Below are 24,310 nucleotides of genomic sequence, written 5' to 3'. Positions count from 1 at the left end.
TTGTCCGGTTAGAAGCGGAAGGTTGCGGTAGCGACCACCTGACGTTCTGCGCCCCAGTAGCAGCCATAGGTGGCAAAGCAGCTGGAGACGTATTCCTTGTCAAACACATTGTTGACGTTGATGGCGATGGAAGAGCCTGGCAGATTGAAGCGCGCCAGATCGTACTTCACCGCCGCGTCAAACACCGTGTAGTCTTTCACTTTAAAGCTGTTGGCTTCATCGCCGTAGCTGGAACCGACGTAGCGCACCCCGGAACCCAGGGTCAGGCCGCTGAGCGCCGTTTCGTAGAAGGTGTAATCCGCCCACAGCGATGCCATGTGCTTGGGAATGGCTGCCGGGGCATTGCCCTGCAGGGTGGTGTCTTTGGTGTATTCGGCATCGGTATAGGTATACGACCCCAACAGGTTGACATTGGCGGTCAGCGCCGCCTTGGCCTCCAGCTCTACGCCACGCGAACGGATTTCGCCGCCCTGCTTGGTAAAGCCGGGATGGTCGGTATCTGCTACCTTGTTGTTGGTTTTGGTCAACTGATAAATCGCCATGCTGGCGGTGATCGGACGATCCGTCGGTGCATACTTCACGCCGGCTTCATACTGCCGACCTTTGGATGCCGAGAACACGTTACCATCAATATCGGCACCGGAGGTCGGCTCGAAGGATTCGCTGTAGCTGATATAAGGCGCAACGCCGTTATCAAATACATAGTTCAGACCGGCACGCCCGGTGAACTGATTGTCCTTTTGTCGGGATACCGAATCGCCGTCCAAACGGTTGGTGCTGTTGGTGTCGCTCCAGTCATACCGGCCGCCCATGGTCAGCACCCAGTTATGCCACTCGGCCTGATCCTGAACATACAGGCCGGTCTGCTCCTGCCGATTGACCTGGCTGGCGCCGCCGTTAATCGTGTAACTCTGGTTACCGTATTGCGGAGCAATGACGTTCAGACTGGACGCGCTGCCATACTGGTAAACCACGTCGTTACGCATGCGCATATAATCTACCCCCAGCAACAGGGTGTGATCGACGGCGCCGGTAGCGAACCTGGCCTGGGCCTGCGTATCCACCGCGAAGCTGGACAGGTGCTCCTTCGAGTTCATCACCCCGCGCGTCAGCTCGGCAGGGTTACTGGCGCTGATACCCGATCCATAGATAGAACGGTAATCGACGTCCATTTTGGAGTAACGCAGGTTTTGCCGCACGGTCCACACGTCGTTAAAGCCGTGTTCAAAGGCATAGCCGAGCATCTGCTGCTTGCGCGAGATGTTGTTGTAACCAGGCTCGCCGTCGTTGAAACTGGTTGGCAGCTTGCCGTTGATGCCGTTTTCAACCGTGCCTTCTTTCGGCAGCCAGCCGTAATAACCCACGCTCGGATCGTCCTGGAAGCTGCTGAGCAGCGTCAGCGAGGTGCGATCGTCCGGTCGCCAGGTAAAGGAAGGCGCGATGGCGTAGCGTTTGCTCTTCTCTCCCACCTGCTGCTGATCTTCGTCACGCGCCAGGCCGGTCAGACGATACGAGTAAACGCCGGCGTCATCCAGCGCGCCGCCAAAGTCAAACCCGGTCTGGAACAGATTGTCGGTGCCCATCTTGAACTGGACTTCGCGCAGTTGCTCGGTGGTCGGGCGTTTGCTGACCAACGCCACCACCCCGCCCGGATTGCTTTTGCCGTACAGCACCGAAGACGGCCCGCGCAGCACTTCGGCACGCTCCAGGAAGTAGGGGTCGATCTGAAAAATCGAATAGTTGTCATCCTGCAGCTTCAAACCGTCCAGATACATATTGGTGCCGACCGAACTGAAGCCGCGAATGTTCACCGAATCATAGGCGGTGGAAGCGCCACGGTTACCGACCATCACGCCTGGCGTATAGGCCAGTGCGCTTTTCACCGTGTCCGGCTGGCGCATGTCCATCTCTTCACGCGTCACCACCGATACCGACTGTGGCGTTTTCACCAGCGGCGTATCGGTTTTGGTGCCGGTGGCGCTGTGCTTGGCGGCGTAGGTGCCTACCGGCCCCCAGGCGCTCTCCTGCGGCGCACTGCTGCTGCCCACCACGGTGAGCGTGTCTTCCTTGCCGTTGCTGGTCGCGCTGTCGGCGGCCAAAGACGGCAGGCTGAAGGAACCTAACGCAGCGGCGATGGCAATTGCCGCACCGCGCACGGGAAATCGGCTGAACACAGCCGGAGATGAAGAAGGACGCTTGGTCGGCATGGTTTTTTCTCTGATGTCGGTGATAACGAATGTAAACGATAATAATTATTATAAGCGTCGCATTTTATGCAGAAGCGTAATTGAACTGCAAGCTGATTTCCGTTAAGGGAAACCAGTAACGATGCGCATTCAGCCCGTTTAACCCGCGCTAAATATCCTGATGCCAAAAACAAAAAAGCCCGCAACTGAACGTTGCGGGCCGAGTAACAAAACAAGCGGATTCTTGTAGGCGATTTTACATTTCTGCGCCTGAATTATTGGCCGAACATATCCTTAATCCAGCCGGCAACGCCGTCAGCACCCTTCTGCTCGTTTTGCGGCTGCTGCTGTTCCTGCTGTTGCTGGATCGCCGCCTGACTGGCCTGACACAACCCGTCCGGGTTATCGGTCCATACCGGCAGAGTGCGACCGCCGCCGCCGCAGATAAAGTTACCGTCGCCGTCAATGTTCATCTGGCTAATGCCCTCCGGCGGTTGCAGCATCAATGGCAACGGCGTCTGGTTCTCCAGATAACGACGATACAGCGTCAGCGCGCCGTTGGCGCCGGTCAGCTTGGCCGGGCCATTGTTGTCGCGCCCCACCCAGGCAATCGCCACCTCTTTGCCGTCCACGCCGGCAAACCAGCTGTCACGCAGGTCGTTGGTGGTACCGGTTTTGGCCGCCAGATGGTAATTCGGGAACTTCACCGACAGCGAGCGCGACGTACCGCGCGCTACGCCCTGCTGCATCGCATACAGCGTCAGATAGGCCGCCTGTGCCGGCACCACGCGTTCCGCCTGCGGGAAGCTCTGGTACAGCACGCTGCCATCTTCGGCGATCACCGAACGCAGAGCCGACAACGGCGCACGGTTACCACCGCTGGCGATGGTCTGGTATTCCTGTGCCACTTCCATCGGCGTCAGGCCAATCGCCCCCAACAGCATCGACGGCACCGGGTTGATTTCCGCCTTCGGAATACCCAGACGTTGCAGCGTGGCGCTGATTTGATCCAGCCCGACCGCCATCCCCAGATTTACCGTCGGTACGTTCAGCGAGTTGGCCAGCGCATCCACCAGCATCACCTTGCCACGGAATCGGCGATCGTAGTTGTTTGGCTGCCATACGCTGCCATTCGGCTGCTTCAACGACAGTGGCGCATCCGCCAGCCAGGTGTTCAAACGGTACTTGTCCGGTTCAGACAACGCGGTCAGATAGGTTGGCGGCTTGGCCAGAGAGCCCACCAGACGGCGCGCCTGGATCGCACGGTTGAAGCCGGCATATTGCGGATCGGAGCCGCCGACCATGGCACGCACTTCGCCGCTGAAGCGATCGACGATCACCATCGCCGCTTCCAGATCCTTGACGTTACGCGCGGCGCGCAGTGCTGGCACGCCGGTTTCCACCGCTTTTTCCGCCGCATCCTGCGATACCGGATCGAGGGTGGTGAAGATCTTCACCCCCGACAGGTCGTTGACCTTGTCACCCAGTTTGGCCTGCAATTCTTGACGCACCAATTGCATAAAGGCCGGTTGCGGGGTAATCACGCCGCCTTTCGGCTGCACGCCCAATGGACGCGCGCTGAGCATATTGTACAGCTCGGCATCGATAACCCCCTGGTTCTGCAACAGTTTCAACACCAGATTACGGCGTTCAAGCGCCAGTTTCGGGTTACGCCACGGGTTATACAGCGACGCGCCCTTCACCATGCCGACCAGCAACGCCTGCTGATCGAGGCTCAGCTCATCGACCGGGCGACCGAAGTAATACAGGCTGGCCAGTGGGAAACCACGAATCTGATCGCTGCCGCTCTGGCCGAGATACACCTCGTTGAGGTACAGCTCCAGAATGCGATCCTTGCTGTATCGGTAATCGACCAGCAACGCCATGTAGGCTTCGTTGAGCTTACGCCACAGCGAGCGTTCGTTGGTCAGGAACAGGTTCTTCACCAACTGTTGTGTCAGGGTACTGCCACCCTGCACCGCACGACCGGCGGTCAGGTTGGCCACCAGCGCACGGCCGATGGAGTACGGGCTGACGCCGCCATGCTCATAGAAGTGGCGGTCTTCGGTAGCGATCAGCGTATCCACCAGCAGATCGGGGAAACCGCTACGCGGTACAAACAGTCGCTGCTCACCGTTAGGCGATTGCAACATGGTGATCAGTCGCGGATCCAGGCGGAAGAAACCGAAGCTGCGCCGGTTTTCCATGTTTTCGATTTTGGCGAGCCGATTGTTTTGGAAATCGAGACGCGCATGGATCTGGCCTTCCTTGCCATCCGGGAAGTCAAACGGACGACGCAGCATTTCGATGCTGTTGGCCTGTACGGTAAATTCTCCCGGACGCGTCATGCGACTCACCTGGCGGTACTGCATCCCTTCCAGCAGATCGACCATTTCCTTTTTGCTGTACGGCATGCCCGGTTCAAGGTTGACCATGCGGCCATAGACCGCCGCCGGCAACTGCCAGACCTTGCCGTCAATGCGGCTACGGATCTGGGAATCAAGGTAGACGCCGTACACCGCCAGCAGCACGGCAATCACCAGAATGATTTTAACAATCAGGCCAAGCCAGCGGCGTTTTTTACGCGGTGGGGCAGCTTTTACCTTACGCGGCATGCGTTGCTCCTGGTCATCATAGTCTTCATCCTCATACTCATCCTGATAGTCATCTGCTTCAAAATCATCATAGTCGTCGTCTCTGCGACGGCGCAGCGGTTTGCGCGATGCGCTGCGTTTCGGTTGCTTGCCTTTGCGCCCAATGGGTTCGCGGTCATCCCCAGCCATTGCCGTTGTTCTCCACGCTGAACGGCCCGTGGCCGTAAATGAATCGCTTAATCTGTTCCTGCACCGGACGCGTGAACAGAAGAAACATCTGAATTCTATACCCTAAACCAGCACCACTGCATCACGGCACGTCGCCAGGCTCAGCCCGGGTCGCCGTCGCGACCAGCACATCCGCCTATTGGTATTTCTTGGTACGCCGCGTCGGAGCGGCGTTGGCCGGGTCGTCAGGCCATAAGTGCTTCGGGTAGCGCCCTTTCATCTCTTTTTGCACTTCGCGGTAGGCCCCTTGCCAAAACGCCGCCAGATCGCCGGTAATTTGCAGCGGTCGGTGCGCCGGAGAGAGTAACTCAAGCACCACCGCGATGCGACCCTCGGCCAGCATCGGACTGCGCTGTTCACCAAACATTTCCTGCAAACGCACCGGCAACAGCGGCGGCTTGTCCGCATCGTAACGGATCGGCAGGCGACTGCCGGTCGGCACAGTGTAATGAGTGGGCAACGCATTATCCAGCCGCTGCTTTTGTTGCCAGTCGAGCAGCCGACCAAGGGCCTCGGCAAGGTTGACCTGCTTGAGCCCGCGTAAATCCCGCACGCCGCCGAGAGATGGCAGCAGCCAGCGCTCCAGCGAGTCCAACAGGGTCTCATCATCCACCGCTGGCCAGTCGGCCTCCGGCAGCCAGCGCTGTGCGCATTGTAAACGAATACGCAGTTGCTCGGCTGCGCTATCCCAACCCAGCACCGCCAGCCCCTGCGTGCGTACCCACTCGATCAGCGCCTGTTGCAGCGCGTCGTCCGCCGGTTTTGCCAACGGTCGGGCTTTCAGCGTCAGGCGGCCAATCTGCTGGCGCTGCCAGGCGCGCAGCGTGCCCTTCTCCTCATCCCACTCGACGGCGGTCTGCTGCCGTATCAGGTGCGGCAACTGTGCGGCCAATGCCTCGATATCTACCGGCAACGCCAACAGGATGCGTGCATCGGGACTGTTGGCTCCCTGTAACAACGCGGGTGCAATCAGCCACGGCGTGCGCGACAGAGCCTCATCCTGATCCATTGCGGCACCCATGCCGTTTGCCAACAGGTAACGGCCATCCTGGCCACGCCGTTGGGCAATGCGGTCGGCGAAGGCCTGCGCCAGCAAACGCGGCGCCAGCGTGACATCCACCTGACCGGCACGCCCCGGCAGCCGTTGGGCAAGCTGGCGCGCGCGCCGTTGCCAATGCGGCTGCGGGCGACTCAGCCAGTAATCGATATCCATGGCTCCCCCGCGCGGCGGCTCCTCCAACAGTGCCGCCAGCAGCGCCGCGGTCGCCAGCCCATCGGCGCCTGATTGCGCGCCGGCATGCAGCATCGCCGCCAGTCGGGGTTCACAGCCCATCATCGCCATTTGCCGCCCGGCGACGGTCAGCTTGCCGCCGTCGTCGGTGGCGCCAAGGGAATGCAGCAGGCGTTGCGCCGCCGCCAGTGCGCTTGCGGGGGGCGCATCGAGCCAGGTCAGTTGCCCGGGATCCACACAGCCCCATTGCAGCAGCTCCAGCCAAAAACCGCACAAATCGCTTTGTCCTATTTCCGCCTCGGCATGCTCGGCGGCGCGCTCGCCCTGCTCCCTGGCAAACAGATGCCAGCAGATGCCCGGCTCCAGGCGTCCGGCGCGGCCGGCTCGCTGGATCATCGACGCCTGGCTGATACGCTGTGTCAGCAACCGTGTCAGACCGCTGCGCGGGTCGTAACGCGCGACGCGCTCCAACCCGCTGTCGACCACCAGCCGTATGCCTTCGATGGTCAGGCTGGTTTCGGCAATATTGGTCGCCAGCACCACCTTGCGTCGCCCGGCAGCCGCCGGCTGGATCGCCCGCTGTTGCTGTGCGAGCGGCAGCGCGCCGTACAGTGGGCAAAGATCGACATCGCTGGCGACGGCACCATTAAGGCGTTCCTGTACCCGGTTGATCTCCGCCACCCCCGGCAGGAACAGCAGCAGCGAGCCGTGCTGCTCAGCCAGCAGGCGCTTGACCGCCGCCGCCACGCCATCTTCCAGCCGCGGGTAGCTGGCCAGAGAATGATAGTGACGCTCTACCGGGAAGCTGCGCCCTGCCGACACCACCACCGGCGCGTCCGGCAACAGCGGTGACAGGCGCGCATTGTCCAGTGTCGCCGACATCACCAGCAGCTTTAGATCGTCGCGTAGCCCCTGTTGCACGTCGAGCAGCAGCGCCAGCGCCAAATCCGCCTGCAGGCTGCGCTCATGAAATTCATCGAGGATCACCAGCGAGACGCCCTGCAATTCGGCATCCTGCTGCAACATGCGGGTCAGCACCCCTTCAGTCACCACCATCAGGCGGGTATCAGGCCCGCTGCGCGTTTCGGCCCGCATGCTGTAGCCCACCGTTGCGCCCGGCTCTTCCCCCAGTTGCTGCGCCAGGCGGTAAGCGACGTTTTTTGCCGCCAGCCGGCGGGGCTCGAGCATGATAATGCGCCCCGGCAATCCCGCTCGCGCCAGGATCTGCAACGGCAGCCAGGTCGATTTGCCGGCACCGGTAGGGGCGTGCAGCAGCACCTGCGGTGCGCTGTGCAATGCAGTGAGCAGTTCATCGAGTATCGCGCTGACGGGCAATGAAGACACAGTCTCTCCGTGGTGGTTAACATTCAAAACCGGGCATTGTACAGTATGTTGCCTTCAATCAATGAGATCGTTATGTCCAGTAGCCGCCGCCTGTTCTTTGCCCTCAGCCTGCCCGACGCCTTGCAGCAACCGGTAATTCGCTGGCGCGCCGAGGCGTTTCAGCCTGAACACGGCCGCCCGGTGGCCGCAGCCAATCTGCATCTGACGCTGGCGTTTCTCGGTGACGTCAGCGCGCAGAAAGAAGCGGCGTTGACGCAACTGGCCGGACGCATCCGTCAGCCGGGGTTCAGCATTACCCTGGACGATCTCGGTCATTGGCCGCGACCCGGCGTAGTATGGCTCGGCTGCAAGCGCGCGCCGCGTGGACTGCTGCAACTGGCCGATATGCTGCGCTCGCAGGCGGCACGCAGCGGCTGCTTCCAAAGCCCGCTGCCATTCCATCCACATATTACGCTACTGCGCGCCGCCACCCGACCGATAGCGCTGCCGCCGTCGACTCCGGGCTGGGTGATGCCAGCCACACAATTTTCCCTGTATCAATCGGTATTCGAACATGGCCGCACGCGCTATCAGCCGCTGGCGCACTGGCCGCTAAAATAAGCAGGAACATCCATGGAATTTACCCCGCCGCTGCAATCCGCCACGCTGATTAAACGTTACAAGCGCTTTCTGGCCGATGTAGTGACGCCGCAAGGCGATACCTTTACCCTGCACTGCGCCAACACCGGCGCCATGACCGGCTGCGCCACGCCCGGCGACACCGTGTGGTACTCCACGTCGACCAATGGCAAACGCAAATATGCCCATAGCTGGGAGCTGACGCACACCCAACAGGGCGACTGGATCTGCGTCAATACTCTGCGTGCCAACGCTCTGGTACGCGAAGCCATTGAACGTAATTTAATCAGTGAATTATCCGGTTACAGTAAAATGACCGGCGAAGTAAAATATGGCGGTGAAAACAGTCGTATCGATTTGTTATTACAGGCAGAAAACCGCGTTAACTGCTATATTGAAGTCAAGTCGGTCACATTATTGCAACAGAAACGTGGTTACTTCCCTGATGCCGTCACGCTCAGAGGGCAGAAGCATTTACGCGAGTTGCAGAGCGTGGCTGCAAGCGGGCAGCGGGCGGTATTGTTTTTTGCCGTGTTACACAGTGGCATCGACCATGTCGCCCCCGCTCATCATATAGATGCGCATTATGCGTCACTGTTGGCTCAGGTTCGGCTGCAGGGTGTAGAAGTGGTTTGTTATGGGGCTAAATTATCACCTGACGGTATATATCTTGAAGATAAGTTACCGTTTTTTATCGATTAGCGATTCCGGGAACAAATATTTCGACAACCGGATATTGCGTCGCCAAATACGCCTTCCTTCACACGATTGTCAAGCAGGCGACAGGAATAATTGCCAACCTACTTCCCATCTGTTATTTATAGCGGCCTGTTTTTCCCCCGCATTGGGGATTCGATAGTGCGTGTGTATGTAGGAGAAGCAACATGCAAGAAGGGCAAAACCGTAAAACCTCGTCCTTGAGCATTCTCGCCATCGCTGGGGTGGAGCCGTACCAAGAGAAGCCGGGCGAAGAGTATATGAACGACGCCCAGCTGTCGCATTTTAAGCGCATTCTTGAAGCGTGGCGCAACCAGCTCAGGGACGAAGTAGACCGTACTGTATCGCATATGCAAGACGAAGCTGCCAACTTCCCGGATCCGGTCGACCGTGCCGCGCAGGAAGAAGAGTTCAGCCTTGAACTGCGTAACCGTGACCGTGAACGCAAACTGATCAAAAAGATCGAAAAAACGCTGAAGAAAGTAGAAGACGAAGATTTTGGCTTCTGCGAATCATGCGGCGTGGAGATCGGCATTCGACGCCTGGAAGCGCGCCCGACCGCCGATTTGTGCATCGACTGTAAGACACTGGCTGAAATCCGCGAAAAGCAGATGGCCGGTTAATACCGTTGTCAACGCTGGCGGCGCGTTTCACCACGCGCCGTTTTAAGCAACAGGGAACCCAACTTCCCAGGCTATGCAAGAACGTCATTATGTGGGGCGCTTCGCCCCCTCACCTTCCGGAGATTTGCATTTCGGCTCGCTGATTGCCGCTCTGGGAAGTTTTCTTCAGGCTCGCGCCCAACGCGGGCAGTGGCTGGTACGCATCGAAGATATCGATCCGCCGCGCGAAGTCGCCGGTGCCGCCGATCGTATCCTGGCCACGCTGGAACACTATGGTCTCCACTGGGACGGCCAGGTCGTCTATCAATCCCAACGTCACGACGCTTACCGCGCTACTCTGGACTGGCTACAACAGCAGGGGCTCAGCTATTACTGCACCTGTACCCGCAGCCGCATCCAGCAGATTGGCGGGCTGTATGACGGCCATTGCCGCGACCTGCAGCTAGGCGCACACGCTGCCGCCATTCGCCTGCGGCAAAGCGCTCCGGTTTACGCGTTTGACGATCGCCTGCAGGGCCGCCTGCAGGCCGACCCGGCGCTGGCGCAGGAGGATTTTATCATCCGTCGGCGCGACGGCCTGTTCGCCTATAATCTGGCGGTGGTGGTCGACGATCACTTCCAGGGCGTCAACGAAATCGTGCGCGGCGCGGATCTGATCGAACCTACCGTGCGGCAGATTGCGCTGTATCATCAGTTGCAGGCGCCGGTACCGCGCTATGTACACCTGCCGTTGGCGCTCGGTGAACACGGCCTGAAACTGTCCAAACAGAATCATGCACCGCCGTTGCCTACCGGCGATCCGCGCCCGCTGCTGGTCGCCGCACTGAAATTTTTGCACCAGCCGCTGCCGGAAAACTGGCAAGATCTTGATCTGCCATTATTATTACGCTTTGCAATCGCCCATTGGCGGTTGGAAAACGTACCGCGTCGACAGGCAATTACCCTGGACGAAAACACAACGGCATTCTCAAAAGAGCCATGGTGAGCTATGATTAGCCGCTATTTTTTATATGCCCAATAGATTTCAAGGTGCAGCCAGGCAGCGATCGGCTGGCAAATCTGCCGCGAACAGAAGCCGCCGTGGCATGCCGCGCCTCTCGCAGGGGGAAAGCCCCGCCGAGACAGGCCAGCGCGTAGTCGATGGCGTTGCAGCTTGAAATATGCAGGGCAGCTCCATTTTTATCAGTCACTATCGAGGTGTACCATTTTTACCCGAGTAGCCAATTTCTGCCGTAAGGTACTAATCCGCGATGACAAGGTGGCCCGCGAAACAACGCCGGCCAACGATAAAAACGTAGTTCGCGAAGAAAGCGTTGTGGCAACCCCATCCCCAGCGCCACAGGCCGACGGCGGCAGAGATCAGCCTGCCCGTCGCCCGGCGCGCAAACGTCCACCCGTGCCCGCCAGCGAGGGAACGCGCCCAATGACCGTGATCCCACGCGAACAGCATTCCATTTCGCGCAAGGACATCAGCGAAAACGCGCTGAAGGTGCTCTACCGCCTGAACAAATCCGGCTATGAAGCCTATCTGGTCGGCGGCGGCGTGCGTGATTTGCTGCTCGGCAAAAAGCCGAAGGATTTTGACATCACCACCAGCGCCACGCCGGAACAGGTACGCAAGCTGTTCCGCAACTGTCGCTTGGTAGGGCGCCGTTTCCGTCTGGCGCACGTGATGTTCGGGCCGGAAATCATCGAAGTCGCCACCTTCCGCGGCCATCATGAGCCCAACCCGGAGCACGACAAGAACTCCTCCCAGCAGGCACAAAACGGCATGCTGCTGCGCGACAACATTTTCGGTTCGATCGAAGAAGATGCCCAACGTCGTGACTTTACCATCAACAGCCTGTATTACGGCGTGGCGGACTTCACCCTGCGTGATTACGTTGGCGGCATGCGCGATCTGCAACAAGGCGTGATTCGCCTGATTGGCGATCCGGAAACCCGCTACCGCGAAGATCCGGTGCGCATGCTACGCGCGGTGCGTTTCGCCGCCAAACTGGATATGACCATCAGCAACGAAACGGCCGAGCCGATTCCGCGCCTGGCATCGCTGCTGCATGAAATCCCACCGGCCCGGCTGTTTGAGGAATCCCTCAAGCTGCTGCAATCCGGCTACGGTTTCTCGACCTATCTGAAGCTGTGCGAATACCAGCTGTTCCAGCCGCTGTTCCCGCTGATCGCCCGCAACTTTACGCCAAACCATGACACGCCAATGGAGCGCATGCTGGTACAGGTGCTGAAAAACACCGATCACCGTTTGCAGAATGATATGCGCGTCAACCCGGCGTTCCTGTTTGCTGCTATGCTTTGGTATCCGTTGCTGGAACATGCGCAAAAGCTGGCACAGGAAAGCGGTCTGGCGTATTACGATGCCTTTGCGCTGGCGATGAATGACGTGCTGGACGAACAGTGTCGTTCACTGGCGATCCCAAAACGGATCACCACGCTGGTACGTGATATCTGGCAGCTGCAGCTGCGCCTATCGCGCCGTCAGGGCAAACGGGCACACAAGCTGATGGAGCATCCCAAGTTCCGTGCCGCCTACGATCTGCTGGCGTTGCGCGCCCAGGTGGAAAACAATCCGGAAATGCTGCGCCTGGCCGAATGGTGGGACGAATTCCAGGATGCCACCCCGGCACGCCAGAAAACCATGTTGAGCACGCTGGGCGAAGATCCGGCACCGCGACGCTCGCGTCAGCGCCGACCGCGCCGCAGAGCGCCACGCAAAGAAGGAGCATAATGATCTGCGTTGTTACTCGTCATACTTCACGCTGCGTCGACATTGGCGCTTCCCGGGCACCTGGTGAACCAGGCGGCCGGGGTTTTGCCTGGTAACGCTGATGACGCAGCCTGAATTCTTCAGAGTTTACATCGCGCTGGGCAGCAACCTGGCGCAGCCGCTGCAACAGGTGAACACGGCCCTGGAGGCGTTGGCGCATATACCTCGCACCCAGTTGATCGCCTGCTCCTCGTTTTACCGTACCAAACCGCTGGGGCCGCAGAACCAGCCGGACTTCCTCAATGCGGTGGTGGCGGTTGACACCCGACTGCCCGCCGAACAGTTGCTCGATCACACTCAGGCGATTGAACGCAATCAGGGACGCGTCCGCAAGGACGAACGCTGGGGGCCGCGCACGCTCGATCTCGACATGCTGCTGTATGGCGATCGGGTCATCAACACCGACCGCCTGACGGTGCCGCATTACGGCCTGAAAGAGCGTGAGTTCATGTTGTATCCGCTAGCGGAAATCGCCCCGGATCTGATTCTGCCCGACGGCGAAGCGCTGGCCGACTGCCTGAAGCGCGTGCCGATGAACGGTATGAGGCTGTGGCATTCCGCCTGACGCCGCAGACACGATGCGTCCTGGCAGCTCACGCTAGAACAGCACCCTGGCGACAAATCCCCCTTCGCGCCGATTGGCGAAACTGACCCGCAAACCATGCAGATCGGCGATGCGCTGCACGATGGAAACCCCCAATCCGCTGCCGGTCTGTTCCTGCCCTGGCGGTCGGTAAAAGCGCTCACCCAGCCGAGCCAGGTGCTGCGTCGTAACGCCAGGCCCCTCGTCCTCAACCCGCAGTTCAGCGGCGTTCAATGTCACCGTAACGGCGCTCCCCGTCGGCGTGTAGCGCACCGCATTGTCCAGCAAGTTTCTCACCAGCAGCGACAGCAGCAGCCCATCGCCTGAACGTGGCGACGGCGCGCCCTGTGGCTGATAGCGCAGCGTTACGCCCGCCTGGTGGGCATGATGTTCCTGCTCTGCCAGCGTCGCCGGCACCAGTTGCCCCCAGTCCACCGGCGCTTGCCCGTCCAGGTTGGGCAGCGCGTCCAACCGCGAGAGGGTCAGCAACTGATCCACCAGCCGCGTAGCGCGATCGATACTGACGGACAGGTTTTCCACCGCCCGTTCACGCATCGCGACATCGTCGCCGGCCAACTGCACCACCTCGGTTTGCACCCGCAGTGCCGCCAGCGGGCTGCGCAGCTCGTGCGCCGCGTCGGAGGTAAAACGCCGTTCGCGCAGCAGCATGGTATTGATCCGTGCAAACAACGCGTTCAGCGCATCCACCAACGGACGCACTTCGGTCGGCACCCGCTGCGCTGCGATCGGCGTGGCATCGTCCGGCGCGCGCTGGCGTAAACCGGCGGCGACCGTGCGCAACGGCCGCAGTTCGCGGCCGACCATCAGCGCCATCAGCAGCATCAAAAGCGGCAGCGTTACCAGCCACGGCGTCAGTTGCCCGGTCACCAGCGACAGCGCCATATCCTGCCGATAATCCAGTTCCTGCCCGACCACAATGCGATGCTGGCTATCGGGGCTGGTCAGCCATACCAGTCGCCACAGGTCGTCATCGTCCTTCAGCCGACCATTGACAAACCCCTGGCGTTTGCCGTCAAACGTCATATCGGCGCCGTTTTCGCCATCGTTGAGCAGCATCTGGCCGTCACTGTCGAAAATGGCAAATGCCAGCGCATCGTCCTCCTGCTCACCGCGTTTGCCGTGGTTGACCAGTTTTTTGGTTGCCGGCAGGCTGCGCGCCGCCTGCTGCGTTGACAGATCGCCCAGATTGGCCGTCGCCAGCCGCTTGGCGAACAGCATTTGCTGGGTGTCGAACAGTTGGTCGATGTTATGGCGCGTGATATTCCACGCCACCGCGCTGGCGATGCACCAGGTCAGTAACGCCAGCAGGCTGAAGATGATTATCAGGCGTAACCGCAGGCTCAGACGCTTCACTCGGCGTCTCCCAGCGTATATCCCACGCCATGCACGGTGCGGATCACGCCATTGCCCAACTTGCGGCGCAGATGATGGATATGCACTTCGACCGCGTTGCTGCTGACTTCGTCATCCCAGTTGTACAATTTTTCCTGAATCAATGGCCGTGCCAGCACCCGCCCCTTGTTGTTAAGCAGCAGTTCGAGCACCGCCAGTTCGCGCGGCGTGAGGATCACCGGCTCACCGTTCAGGCAGACGCTACGCGCGGCGGTATCAAACACCAGTTTGCCGTGCACCAGTTGTGGCGTCAGCTGGCCGTGACGGCGCCGGATCAGCGCCTGCAGCCGCGCGGCCACTTCCGCCAGCGCAAACGGCTTGCACAGATAGTCGTCGGCGCCGTTCTGCAAGCCGCTGACCCGCTGTTCCAGCGCATCGCGCGCGGTCAGGATCAGCACCGGCACGTCGTGCCCGGCCTCGCGCCACTCACGCAGCAGATCGAGCCCATCGATGCCCGGCAGACTGAGGTCAAGGATCACCGCGTCGTAGGGGGCGCTGGTCAACGCCTGCCGACCGATAACGCCGTCGGTGAACCAATCCAGATTGAAGCCCAGTTTGGTCAACCCAACGTTGATGCCGTCGCCAATAATCTTATCGTCTTCAATCAACAGAATTCTCATGTGCGTCCTTTTCTGGTTTTGGTCGATTACATCACAAGGTTCTTAAGAACATCTTAACCACCGCTATCGTCGCTACCCACCCCCGTTGGGTTACAGTAGAATGACTGCACTTTTTTGCAGCCAGCGCCGACACAGAACGCCCGGCGCTATTCAGGAGACCCGTGATGAAACCCACCACCGTGACCCATTTGCGCCAATGGAAACAGGAACAGCGCAAATTTGCGACGCTGACCGCCTACGATGCCAGTTTTGCCAAGCTGTTTGAAGAGCAAGGCATCAAACTGATGCTGGTCGGCGACTCGTTGGGTATGACGCTGCAAGGACATGATTCTACACTGCCGGTTACCGTGGCCGACATCGCCTATCACACCCGCGCGGTGCGCCGCGGCGCGCCGGCATGTCTGCTGTTGGCCGATCTGCCGTTCATGGCTTACGCCACACCAGAGCAAACCTTTGCCAACGCCGCTGAAGTGATGCGCGCCGGCGCCAATATGGTGAAAATCGAAGGCGGCAGCTGGCTGTGCGAGACGGTGAAAATGCTGACGGAGCGCGCGGTGCCGGTGTGCGGCCACCTGGGACTGACGCCGCAGTCGGTTAATCTGTTCGGCGGCTACAAGGTGCAGGGGCGTGACGAACTGGCCGCCAAACAGTTGATGGAAGACGCGAAAAACCTTGAGTTTGCCGGCATTCAGCTGCTGGTGCTGGAATGCGTGCCAACCGAACTGGCGCGCAACATCACTGAAGCGCTGAGCATTCCGGTGATCGGCATCGGCGCGGGCAACGGTACCGACGGCCAGATTCTGGTGATGCACGACGCCTTTGGCATTACCGGCGGGCATACGCCGAAATTTGCCAAGAATTTCCTGACGCAAAGCGGCGACTTACGCAGCGCGGTGCAACACTATATTCAGGAAGTCGAACAGGGTATCTACCCTGCGGCAGAGCACTCTTTCAACTAACACAGCGCCTCGGGAGCCATTATGCTGATTATTCAAACCCTGCCAGTGTTGCGCCAGCACATTCGCCGCTGGCGCCAGGAAGGCAAACGCATCGCGCTGGTGCCAACCATGGGCAACCTGCACGAAGGTCACATGACGCTGGTCGACGAAGCGCGCGCCCGCGGTGACGTGGTGGTGGTTAGCATCTTCGTCAACCCCATGCAGTTCGATCGCCCTGAAGATCTGACGCGTTACCCGCGCACCCTGCAAGAGGACTGCGAAAAGCTCAACCGCCGCAATGTCGATCTGGTGTTCTCTCCGGCACCGGTCGAAGTGTATCCGCAAGGGCTGGAGCAACAGACCTACGTTGACGTGCCGGGCATCTCCACCATGCTGGAGGGCGCCAGCCGTCCGGGTCATTTTCGTGGCGTGTCGACCATCGTCAGCAAACTGTTCAATCTGGTGCAGCCGGATTTGGCCTGCTTCGGCGAAAAGGACTATCAGCAGTTGGCGCTGATCCGCAAGATGGTCGCCGATATGGGCTACGACATCGATATCATCGGCGTGCCAACCGTGCGCGCCAAGGACGGGCTGGCACTCAGTTCGCGTAACGGCTACCTGAGCGCGGAACAGCGCAAGCTGGCGCCACAGCTCAGCAAGATCATGAACGCGCTGGCCGAGCGACTGGGCAATGGTGAACGTCAGGTCGACGATCTGCTGGCGCAGGCCGCCGACCAGCTACGCGCCGCCGGCTTTACGCCGGACGAACTGTTCATTCGCGACGCCGACAGCCTGCAACCGCTGAGCGTCGACAGCCGGCGCGCGGTAGTGCTGATGGCCGCCTGGCTGGGCAAGGCGCGGCTGATTGACAACCAGCAGGTGGATCTGACGCAGTAGTTGTTTTTTTGTACAGTCGTCATCGATTTCCGAGCTGGAAAGTAGACAACCTGCGGGATATCGGTGACGATACCGGTGATCAATATTCAACCCAGCGCCTGCAAAGGCCGATATTCAGTTAGGTAAAGCTATGATACGTACTATGCTGCAAGGCAAGCTGCATCGGGTGAAAGTGACTCAGGCCGACTTGCACTACGAAGGCTCCTGCGCCATCGACCAGGATTTCCTGGAGGCGGCCGGCATTCTGGAATACGAAGCGATCGATATCTACAACGTTGATAACGGACAACGTTTTTCCACCTATGCGATTGCCGCCGAGCGCGGATCGCGCATTATTTCGGTCAACGGCGCGGCAGCGCGTTGCGCCTGCGTTGGCGATAAGCTGATCATTTGTTCTTACGTTCAGATGAGCGACGCCGACGCACGCCAGCACCATCCGAAGGTCGCCTACTTCGAAGGTGATAACCAGCTGCAGCGCAAAGCGAAAGCGGTGCCAGTTCAGGTCGCCTGATGCTCCAACGGGCGCCCGTCGGCGCCCGCTATCCCCTTACTGCACCACCACCGTTCCCGGCTTATTGGCAATGCGGTCCGCCATGGTCTGGATCGAATCGGTACGTAGAATATACAGCCGCTTCAAGGTATACGGATTGTCACCGGGTTTGACCTTGCCCTGCACGGTGGTCACCGCCATACGAAAACCGGCGTCCTGCGCCGCCTGAATGGCTCGCTGGTTATAGCCGCCAAACGGGTAGGACAGATACAGCACGTGCGGATTAAACTGCGACAGCGCGCGGCGTGAGCGTTCAAAATCGAACTCGATATTGTGCAGCGAGCGACTGAGCAATATCGGTTTACGATAGCCGTCGACGCGGTGCAGGAAGTGGGTGTGCGATTGAATGTCGAACACGTCCTGTATTTCCTTCAGTTCGGAAACGCTCATAAACTGCAGCGAGTCCGGATTCCACTTCTGCGGTTGGCGCTTGATGCGTGACGAGATAATAAACGCCGTCGCGCGGAAACCATACTGTTTAAGCACCGGATAGGCATAGCGATAAACCGACTTCAGCCCGTCGTCAAACGTCAGCACCACCGCCTTGCCCGGCAGATTGATGCGATTCTTCAGATAGGCTTCCAACTGGTAGAGCGAAAGGGTGTCATAACCCGCCTGCTTCAGGTAGGTCATCTGGTTGCTGAATGCCACGTCCGAAGTGGTGGTCGAGGTATGGCGGAAGCGTTTGTTCTCGTCGTTTTTCAGCAAATGATGGTAGGTCAGCACCGGGATACCGTTATCGATCTCGCAGTCCAGCTCGCTGACAAATCCCAGGCGTTCGCCGACATTAATCTCATACCAGGTATTGTTCAGCCGGTCTTTCAGCTTGCCGATGATCGGATAGCGCAGGTTCTCTTCCAGAATGCCGAAAATCTCGCTCTTGTTGTCGGCATCGGTATAAATATTGATGGCTTTTTGGGTAATCAGGTTTTGATTGCTCAGCGGCTTGTTCAGCTCGCCCAAATCGTCTTTTACCTTACGCGCCTTGCCAAGACTCGCCACGTCGTCCTTATCGATAAAGCCAATGCCGTGACCAAATTTCAGTTCATAGTATTCCGCGTCGGCCGGAAATACCTGGATCAGTTGCCCTTCCTTCACTTCCCCTGCCGGAATAACCTGTTCGCCTATCAGTGAATAGACTTCGCTGTCACGTTTGACTTCCATATAGGCCGGTTTGACCACGCCGTCTTGCGACAACAGGTTGGCAACTGCCGCCGGTGCCAGCATCGACATGAAAATGCCGGCCAGACCCGCCGCTATCTTGATTTGAAGGCGCATGAGTGTGTTCTGCTTACGAGTGCGTAATAACAAAATGGAGGAAAAATGGAGCCTAAGCTTAGCACGATTCGATCAAGGGGAAGCAAGCAGTTAACGTCGAATCATTGGGGTACATCAATAATGTACCCCGCGCCGGATCGACGCGGGGAAACGGTTATCAGCTACGCAGACCGCGGCCGCGTTCAATCAGATACCACGCCAGCAGGTAGAACACCACGATAAATGCCACCAGCACCGCCATGGTAAACGCCAGCGGCACATCGCTGATGCCAAGGAAACCGTAGCGGAAGCCGCTGATCATGTAGACGATCGGGTTCAGCTTCGACACCGCCTGCCAGAACGGCGGCAACAGCGACAGCGAATAAAACACCCCGCCCAGGTAGGTCAGCGGCGTCAGGACAAACGTCGGGATCAGGCTTATATCGTCAAAGGTATTGGCGAACACCGCATTGAGCAAACCGCCCAGCGAGAACAGGATCGCGGTCAGCAGTAGCGTGACGGCAATCGCCCACCAGGCATGGATCTGCAGCGGTACAAAGAACAGCGAAATCGCCGTTACCAGTATGCCGACGCAAATCCCGCGCGCCACGCCGCCGCCGACATAGCCGGCGATCACTACGTGGGTCGGCACCGGCGCTACCAGCAACTCCTCGATATTACGCTGGAACTTGGCGCTGAAGAACGAAGCGGCCACATTGGCGTAGGAGTTGGTGATAACCGCCATCATGATCAGGCCGGGAACGATAAACTGCATGTAGGTGAAACCATGCATATTGCCGATTTGCGAACCAATCAGATTACCGAAGATAATAAAATACAGCGTCATGGTGATCACCGGTGGTACCAGCGTCTGGATCCAGATACGCGCAAACCGGTTGATTTCTTTGGCCCAAATGCTTTGCAATGCCACCCAATACAAACGTGTCATGCTTTTTCTCCATTACCGTTAACCAGGGTGACAAACAGCTCTTCCAGGCGATTGGCCTTGTTACGCATGCTCAGCACCTGCACGCCCTGCGCGCTCAGCTGGGTAAACAGGCCGTTCAGGCCCTGTTCGCGCATCACCTCCACCTCCAGCGTCGAGGTGTCCACCAGTCGGCTGATATAACCATCCAGCGTCGGCAGCGGGCTTTTCGCCGCCAGATCGAGGATGAAGGTTTCAGATTTCAGCTTCGCCAGCAGGCCTTTCATCGAGGTGTTTTCCACCAGCTCGCCGTTTTGAATGATGCCGATGTTGCGGCACAGCATTTCGGCTTCTTCCAGGTAGTGCGTGGTCAGGATAATGGTGGTGCCCTGCGCGTTGAGTTCTTTTAGAAAACCCCACATCGAACGGCGCAGTTCAATATCCACCCCGGCGGTCGGTTCATCGAGGATCAGCAATTTCGGCTGATGCATCAGCGCACGGGCAATCATCAAACGGCGTTTCATGCCGCCGGACAGCATGCGCGCCCGCTCATTGCGCTTGCCCCACAGATCGAGCTGCGACAGGTATTTTTCCGCCCGCTCCAGCGCTTCACGGCGCGTAACGCCATAGTAGCCGGCCTGATTGACCACAATCTGCATCACGGTTTCAAACGGGTTGAAGTTGAACTCCTGCGGCACCAGCCCCAGTTGGCGCTTCGCGTTGACGATATCCTTGTCGATGTCGTAACCGAACACCCGCACCGTGCCGGTAGACTTGTTCACCAGCGAACTGATAATGCCGATAGTGGTGGATTTACCTGCGCCGTTAGGCCCCAGCAAGGCATAAAAGTCCCCTGCCTCGACGTTGAGATCGATACCGCGCAATGCCTTGACGCCACCGGCGTAAGTCTTGGTCAACTGCGCTAATTCCAGTGCATAATTCATAAATTAGAGAGTACCTTATGACGATGAGTATGCTGCTGTCTTTTGTAATGATTGGCTATATCTTATCATTGGCAGCGCTTTCACTGAGTCGAATCCGTGCGGTTAACATCACTGTTCCGATTTCAAAATTGTGATGCTTGCCCTATATTACCCCAACGCAAACTGTTCATTACAGGTCAATAACCTCCATGAAAGAAATCGAAAGACTCATCGCCAACAATCAGGCTTGGTCCGCCAATATCAACCAGGAAGACCCCGGTTTTTTTGAACGTTTGGCTCAGGCGCAAAAACCGCGCTTTTTATGGATTGGTTGCTCGGACAGCCGAGTCCCCGCCGAACGTCTGACCGGACTGGAGCCGGGTGAACTGTTCGTGCACCGTAACGTAGCCAACCTGGTGATTCACACCGATTTGAACTGCCTGTCGGTAGTGCAGTACGCCGTTGACGTGCTTGAAGTTGAACACATCATCATCTGCGGCCATCTGGGTTGCGGCGGCGTGCAGGCGGCGGTAGAAAACCCGGAACTGGGATTGATTAACAACTGGCTGCTGCATATCCGCGACCTGTGGTACAAGCATAGCTCGCTGCTGGGAGAACTCGAACCGGAAGAGCGTCTGGATGTGCTGTGCGAGATCAACGTGATCGAGCAGGTCTACAACCTCGGCCATTCCACCATCATGCAGTCCGCCTGGAAACGCGGGCAAAAAGTGATGATTCACGGTTGGGTATACGGTATTCAAGATGGCCGACTGCGCGATCTGGAAGTGGTGGCCACCAGCCGCGAAAGCCTGGAAATGGGCTATCGCAAGGCGATCTCAACGCTGCTGCAAGAGAAAGGCCTGAAGGACATTTAAACCCTCAGGGCGCGGTAACACGCGCCCTGAAACGTGGCGATTATTCGTCGAGCAATACCACTTTGCCGACGTACGGCAGATGGCGATAGCGTTGAGCATAATCGATGCCGTAGCCGACCACGAACTCATCGGGAATGGTGAAACCGACGTATTCGACCGGCACGTCCACTTCGCGGCGTTCCGGTTTGTCCAACAGCGTACAGATAGCCAGCGATTTCGGCCCACGCAGCGCCAGAATTTCACGCACCTTGTTCAGCGTGTTGCCGGAATCGATAATATCTTCCACGATCAGCACGTCTTTGCCGCGAATGTCTTCGTCCAGATCCTTGAGGATTTTCACGTCCCGGGTGGTGGACATGCCGCTGCCGTAGCTGGAAGCCGTCATGAAATCGACTTCATGGGAGACTTCGATGGTACGGCACAGATCGGCCATGAACATGAATGAACCACGCAGCAAACCGACCAGCACCATTTCACTGCCGCTGTCGCGGTAATGTTCGGTGATCTGACGGCCAAGTTCGGCGATACGGGTCTTAACTTCCTGCTCGGAAATCATTACTTCTACAGTGTGTTTCATAGTTTTCAGGTCAGTTGCCGGAAGAAAGGCGCAGAGTTTAGCATAGCCTGCCGACGCTGGCGACGCGAGTCCACCGCTACTGCCGGTTGACGGGCCGTGGAAATCGCTCGGCCGTTGTCACGCTGGCGCCGATGGTGGCCACAGCGTGACAGACGGTAGCCCGCTTAATCCGCGACGGTAAAGCCCAGCATCATGCCGGTATCTTCATGCTCCAGCAGATGGCAGTGCGCCATATAGGCCTGCTCGGCGCTGGCGGTATGGTTGAACTGCACCAGCACTTCACTGCGCCCACCTTCGACCCGCACGGTGTCTTTCCAGCCGCAACGGTGCGCCGCTGGCGGTTTGCCATTTTCGCTCAAAATACGAAATTGCGTGCCATGAATATGGAACGGGTGCAGCATCATGTCGCCTTCGCCGGAAATGGTCCACTTTTCGTACTGACCCCGTTTGGCGGCAAACATCGGCTGGTTCATATCAAAGGCTTTACCATTGATCTTGTTGCCCTGGCTGAAATCGAACGCTTTCTCGCCATGATCCATGCCTTTCATTGCACCGTGATCCATGCCCTTCATCGTGCCGTGATCCATGTCCTTCATCGCACCATGATCCATGCCCTTCATCGCACCATGATCCATGCCCGGCATCGCGCCGTGATCCATGCTCATACCGGCCATCGCCTGGTGGCCGTAACGGTCCATCAGCGCCTGCATGCCCAGCATGTCCAGTTTCGGATCCATCATCAATTGCAACCAGCGCTCTTGAATACCGCTTACCGCCGGCAGCGCCGGTAACTTGACCAGGCTGTCCGGCATGCTCTTCACTCCCTGTCCCAGTGACGGCTGAATGCGCAGCACTGGCAATGGCTGGTCGAACGGCGCCAACGTCATGCCCATCTGCTTCACCGGCAGGGTGACGATATCAAAAGGCTTGCCGTCGCTGGCATCGACCAGGACTTCAAAGCGCTCCCCCATCAGCATGGGCAATTCGCTCAGTTTTACCGGCTCGGCCAGAAAACCCCCGTCGCTGGCAATCACGTATAAAGGACGGTTGTCGCTGGTTGCCACGTTGAGCGAGCGCGCGTTGCAACCGTTAAGCAAACGCAAGCGCAGCCAGCCGCGTGGGGCGATATGTTGTGGATACTGCGCGCCATTGGTAAACATGCGATCGCCAAACCAGCCAACCGCCGCACTCATCACGTCCAGTTGATAGTCAATCTGCGCATCTTTACCCAGCCGTTTGTCTTGCAGAATCACCGGCACGTCGTCTTTACCCCAGGTTTTCGGCAACGGCAATTTGCTGCTTTCATCATCTTCCAACAGCACCAGCCCAGCCAATCCCATCATCACCTGATGACCGGTCTTGCCATGGGTATGCGGGTGGAACCAGCAGGTAGCGGCAGGTTGATCGACGGTGAAATTCACCGTGCGGGTGCTGCCCGGTTGGATCAGCGCCTGCGGGCCGCCGTCGACGTTGCCTGGAATTTCCAGACCGTGCCAATGGATGGTGCTGGCGTCCGGCAGACGATTGGTCATGTCTACCGTCACCGATTTACCGCGCTGCAAACGCACCGCCGGCCCCAGCAAAGCACCATTGATGCCCCAGGTTTTGGTGGCGGCGTTCGGTAACCATTTCACTTCGCCGGTTTGCAGTGCCAGCGTCAGCTTTCCCTGTGCGTTTGGCTCCAGCAGCGGCGGTATCGGCAGCGCCGGCAAATCGGCGGCCCAGACGCTTCGACTCCATAGCGGCAGCGCGCTTGCCGCGCCCAGCGCGGCGGTCAATCGGATAAAATCACGGCGTAACATCGGTATGCTCCCTTTCCTTAGTGACACGACTCTACGATGACAGCCTAAACCCTCCCCTTGGAGGAAGGTCAAGCATTAACTGCCACTAATAATATTTGGTGCCCGCGCGGCCAAGTGTGATAACGTCTGTGGACAACAAACAGGTCTACTTTCATGATTAAAAAAACCAGGTTATTGCTGCTGTTGCTGACCATGCTGGGCTTTTCCAACGCCAGCCTGGCGCTGAACGAATCAGAAGCGGAAGATTTGGCCGATCTGACCGCGGTGTTCGTTTTCCTGAAAAACGATTGCGGTTACGGTGATTTGCCCAACGCCCAGATCAAACGCGCCATCGTGTACTTTGCCCAGCAAAATCGCTGGGATCTCAGCAACTATAATAGTTTCAATATGAAGGCGCTGGGGGAAGAGAGCTACCGCGATCTTAGCGGCATTGCCATTCCAACCCCGAAAAAATGCAAGTCACTGGCACGCGACTCGCTCAGCCTTCTGGCTTACGCCAACTAACTGCGGTCGGCTACTGGCCGCCGCCCTCCTGCCCGTCATCCCGATTGATTGAAATTCAGCCGTGCAACCTCAGGCAGAGTTAGCTATGATGTTGCGCCAATTTTTCATGGCTGTTATTACGGAGTT

21 protein-coding genes are annotated in these 24,310 nt (G+C 58.5%); 11 read left to right on the top strand and 10 right to left on the bottom strand.

Features of this window, described 5'->3' with window-relative positions:
• Nucleotides 1–8: 8 nt before the first annotated feature.
• From fhuA to hrpB, 3 genes are all read right to left on the bottom strand, one after another.
• Entirely contained in the window at nucleotides 9–2,207 is a 2,199-nt protein-coding gene (gene fhuA, locus ACCC84_RS12360) for a ferrichrome porin FhuA (protein ID WP_039991763.1), read from the bottom strand.
• 254 nt (nucleotides 2,208–2,461) lie between these two features.
• A complete protein-coding gene (mrcB, locus tag ACCC84_RS12355; protein WP_004958895.1) occupies nucleotides 2,462–4,969 on the bottom strand; it encodes a bifunctional glycosyl transferase/transpeptidase in 2,508 nt (835 codons plus the stop codon).
• Between the two features lie 175 nt (nucleotides 4,970–5,144).
• Nucleotides 5,145–7,583, bottom strand: a complete 2,439-nt coding sequence (hrpB, locus tag ACCC84_RS12350; protein ID WP_182646434.1) for an ATP-dependent helicase HrpB — start codon at nucleotides 7,581–7,583, stop codon at nucleotides 5,145–5,147.
• Between the two features lie 72 nt (nucleotides 7,584–7,655).
• On the opposite strand from hrpB, the gene thpR reads away from it, so the two are divergent.
• The 6 genes from thpR (at nucleotide 7,656) to folK (ending at nucleotide 12,885) form a co-directional block, all read left to right on the top strand.
• On the top strand, nucleotides 7,656–8,183 hold the full coding sequence (gene thpR, locus ACCC84_RS12345) for an RNA 2',3'-cyclic phosphodiesterase (protein WP_039991761.1): 528 nt from the start codon (nucleotides 7,656–7,658) through the stop codon (nucleotides 8,181–8,183).
• Nucleotides 8,184–8,195: 12 nt separating this feature from the next.
• Nucleotides 8,196–8,903 (top strand): DNA/RNA nuclease SfsA, encoded by a 708-nt coding sequence (gene sfsA / locus ACCC84_RS12340; RefSeq protein WP_004958887.1) that lies wholly within the window; start codon nucleotides 8,196–8,198, stop codon nucleotides 8,901–8,903.
• A 182-nt stretch (nucleotides 8,904–9,085) separates the two neighbouring features.
• Nucleotides 9,086–9,541 carry an RNA polymerase-binding protein DksA gene (gene dksA / locus ACCC84_RS12335; protein ID WP_004958885.1) on the top strand — a complete coding sequence of 152 codons (456 nt, stop codon included), beginning with the start codon at nucleotides 9,086–9,088 and terminating at the stop codon, nucleotides 9,539–9,541.
• A gap of 73 nt (nucleotides 9,542–9,614) precedes the next feature.
• Nucleotides 9,615–10,526, top strand: a complete 912-nt coding sequence (gene gluQRS, locus ACCC84_RS12330) for a tRNA glutamyl-Q(34) synthetase GluQRS (RefSeq protein ID WP_198773663.1) — start codon at nucleotides 9,615–9,617, stop codon at nucleotides 10,524–10,526.
• 219 nt (nucleotides 10,527–10,745) lie between these two features.
• Nucleotides 10,746–12,281, top strand: a complete 1,536-nt coding sequence (pcnB, locus tag ACCC84_RS12325) for a polynucleotide adenylyltransferase PcnB (RefSeq protein WP_371901960.1) — start codon at nucleotides 10,746–10,748, stop codon at nucleotides 12,279–12,281.
• A gap of 100 nt (nucleotides 12,282–12,381) precedes the next feature.
• On the top strand, nucleotides 12,382–12,885 hold the full coding sequence (gene folK, locus ACCC84_RS12320; RefSeq protein ID WP_004958877.1) for a 2-amino-4-hydroxy-6-hydroxymethyldihydropteridine diphosphokinase: 504 nt from the start codon (nucleotides 12,382–12,384) through the stop codon (nucleotides 12,883–12,885).
• 33 nt (nucleotides 12,886–12,918) lie between these two features.
• On the opposite strand, the gene qseC is transcribed toward folK, so the two are convergent.
• Both qseC and qseB read right to left on the bottom strand, forming a co-directional pair.
• Nucleotides 12,919–14,277, bottom strand: a complete 1,359-nt coding sequence (gene qseC, locus ACCC84_RS12315; RefSeq protein WP_004958874.1) for a quorum sensing histidine kinase QseC — start codon at nucleotides 14,275–14,277, stop codon at nucleotides 12,919–12,921.
• Nucleotides 14,274–14,936, bottom strand: coding sequence for a quorum sensing response regulator transcription factor QseB (gene qseB, locus ACCC84_RS12310; protein ID WP_004958872.1), 663 nt, complete (start codon nucleotides 14,934–14,936; stop codon nucleotides 14,274–14,276). The genes qseC and qseB overlap by 4 nt, the downstream gene beginning before the upstream one ends.
• 164 nt (nucleotides 14,937–15,100) lie before the next feature.
• Between qseB and panB the strand changes: the two genes are divergently transcribed.
• The 3 genes from panB (at nucleotide 15,101) to panD (ending at nucleotide 17,282) form a co-directional block, all read left to right on the top strand.
• Nucleotides 15,101–15,895: a 3-methyl-2-oxobutanoate hydroxymethyltransferase gene (panB, locus tag ACCC84_RS12305; protein WP_371901952.1), complete on the top strand. Its 795-nt coding sequence runs from the start codon at nucleotides 15,101–15,103 to the stop codon at nucleotides 15,893–15,895.
• 21 nt (nucleotides 15,896–15,916) lie between these two features.
• On the top strand, nucleotides 15,917–16,771 hold the full coding sequence (gene panC / locus ACCC84_RS12300) for a pantoate--beta-alanine ligase (protein ID WP_004958867.1): 855 nt from the start codon (nucleotides 15,917–15,919) through the stop codon (nucleotides 16,769–16,771).
• A 130-nt stretch (nucleotides 16,772–16,901) separates the two neighbouring features.
• Entirely contained in the window at nucleotides 16,902–17,282 is a 381-nt protein-coding gene (gene panD, locus ACCC84_RS12295) for an aspartate 1-decarboxylase (RefSeq protein WP_004958864.1), read from the top strand.
• A 36-nt stretch (nucleotides 17,283–17,318) separates the two neighbouring features.
• Here panD and ACCC84_RS12290 read toward each other — a convergent pair whose 3' ends face one another.
• The 3 genes from ACCC84_RS12290 to ACCC84_RS12280 form a co-directional block, all read right to left on the bottom strand.
• Nucleotides 17,319–18,599, bottom strand: coding sequence for a polysaccharide deacetylase family protein (locus ACCC84_RS12290; protein ID WP_004958862.1), 1,281 nt, complete (start codon nucleotides 18,597–18,599; stop codon nucleotides 17,319–17,321).
• A 157-nt stretch (nucleotides 18,600–18,756) separates the two neighbouring features.
• Complete coding sequence (locus ACCC84_RS12285; RefSeq protein ID WP_004958857.1) at nucleotides 18,757–19,527, bottom strand: ABC transporter permease; 771 nt, start codon at nucleotides 19,525–19,527, stop codon at nucleotides 18,757–18,759.
• Nucleotides 19,524–20,447, bottom strand: a complete 924-nt coding sequence (locus ACCC84_RS12280; RefSeq protein WP_004958853.1) for an ABC transporter ATP-binding protein — start codon at nucleotides 20,445–20,447, stop codon at nucleotides 19,524–19,526. The genes ACCC84_RS12285 and ACCC84_RS12280 overlap by 4 nt, the downstream gene beginning before the upstream one ends.
• Nucleotides 20,448–20,635: 188 nt before the next feature.
• Between ACCC84_RS12280 and can the strand changes: the two genes are divergently transcribed.
• The gene (gene can / locus ACCC84_RS12275; protein ID WP_004958851.1) at nucleotides 20,636–21,301 is read left to right on the top strand and encodes a carbonate dehydratase; all 666 of its coding nucleotides are present in this window, start codon (nucleotides 20,636–20,638) and stop codon (nucleotides 21,299–21,301) included.
• 40 nt (nucleotides 21,302–21,341) lie between these two features.
• Here can and hpt read toward each other — a convergent pair whose 3' ends face one another.
• Together hpt and cueO are read right to left on the bottom strand one after the other, a co-directional pair.
• Nucleotides 21,342–21,878 (bottom strand): hypoxanthine phosphoribosyltransferase, encoded by a 537-nt coding sequence (gene hpt, locus ACCC84_RS12270; protein WP_004958848.1) that lies wholly within the window; start codon nucleotides 21,876–21,878, stop codon nucleotides 21,342–21,344.
• Nucleotides 21,879–22,042: 164 nt separating this feature from the next.
• Complete coding sequence (gene cueO / locus ACCC84_RS12265; protein ID WP_371901951.1) at nucleotides 22,043–23,680, bottom strand: multicopper oxidase CueO; 1,638 nt, start codon at nucleotides 23,678–23,680, stop codon at nucleotides 22,043–22,045.
• A gap of 156 nt (nucleotides 23,681–23,836) precedes the next feature.
• On the opposite strand from cueO, the gene ACCC84_RS12260 reads away from it, so the two are divergent.
• Nucleotides 23,837–24,184, top strand: a complete 348-nt coding sequence (locus ACCC84_RS12260) for a YacC family pilotin-like protein (protein WP_102991096.1) — start codon at nucleotides 23,837–23,839, stop codon at nucleotides 24,182–24,184.
• The last annotated feature ends 126 nt before the right edge of the window (nucleotides 24,185–24,310 follow it).

It is taken from the genome of Serratia odorifera, from assembly GCF_041448735.1.
GTDB lineage: Bacteria > Pseudomonadota > Gammaproteobacteria > Enterobacterales > Enterobacteriaceae > Serratia_F > Serratia_F odorifera.
This window is presented reverse-complemented; position numbering and strand designations above follow the sequence as displayed.